Origin of the sequence: Vibrio sp. HI00D65 (genome assembly GCF_001635455.1) — a bacterium.
Lineage (GTDB): Bacteria > Pseudomonadota > Gammaproteobacteria > Enterobacterales > Vibrionaceae > Vibrio.
Genome location: NZ_LWEH01000205.1, coordinates 1 through 1,124 on the forward strand (window position 1 = coordinate 1; position 1,124 = coordinate 1,124).

The window sequence follows — 1,124 nt, forward strand, 5'->3', positions numbered from 1 at the left end:
GAAGTCAGTTTGTATGAATTCACCCATTGAACATTTAGCTGTTCAAGCTCATCAGATGTTGCTGACGCTGAGTTCTTGCCTAAAGACTGTTCGTAGTTCCAGTTATCTTGATTCTGATAGTTTACTAGGAAATCAGACTTAAGCTCACTGCCACTATATTTAACTCCAGCAGCAAAGGTAGAGTTCTGAACTTCAGCCTCTTTGTAAGAGTGGACAGGTGCTCCCGTTGAATCAACATAGGAACCATCATATTGAGAGATAGTCTCGAACATGCGGAAGTTAGCAAAACCACTCCATTGCTGATCAAAATTATGGACATAACCAATTAGAGCATTGCGTGATTCAAAGCCATGTCGGTCACCATCATTTATTCCCGGCATAGGATGAACGTTGTATCCCTCATCGGAGTCGTAGCCAACCGATACGTTTAAGTGACCATTTTCACCAACCTTGGTACCACTAACAAAGCTCAGCTCTTCGTAATCTAAGCTTCCCAAGCCAGCGCTTACTGCCGTTTTTTCATTGTCAGAGTTTGCAACGGTAATAATATTGATAACACCACCGATCGCTTCTGAGCCATGCATAGCAGCACGAGCTCCTCGAACGTATTCCACACGATCGACGAATGTAATTGGTAACTGGCTAAAATCGACACCACCTTTTGCAGCTCGCGCAAAACGAATACCATCAATTAGAACAAGAACTTGATCAGAGTTAGCACCACGAACAAAGATCGAAGCCTGCTGACCTCGACCTCCATTTTGTGAAACCTGAATACCCGTTAATCGTCTAAATACATCGGTTAGAGACTTAGCTTGAATTCGGTCGATATCTTGACGTGTTACTACTTCAACTTGAGCGACAACACTTTCCGTGCTTTGCTCAAAACGGTTCGCCGTAACCACCATGGTTTCATCGGCAGATGCTTGTTGGGCGTGTAAATTGGAAATAGGTGAAAGCAGCGATGCTACAGCAACCGCTAAAAGGGATTTGTTCATGTTGTGATCCTAAATCGCGTAAATTCCTACCAAACCACATGTTATGGTTTAGCCGCTGGCAGGTATTCGGACTCAAGAGCACAACCTTATGGTTACCTGATATTCGACTTCCCACAAAAAGCTATT

General features: G+C 43.6%; 1 protein-coding gene. It reads right to left on the reverse strand.

The window, feature by feature from the left end:
• A partial coding sequence (locus A3712_RS15585; protein ID WP_157618776.1) for a TonB-dependent receptor plug domain-containing protein occupies nucleotides 1-998 on the reverse strand: 998 nt, incomplete at its 3' end.
• Nucleotides 999-1,124 lie beyond the last annotated feature (126 nt).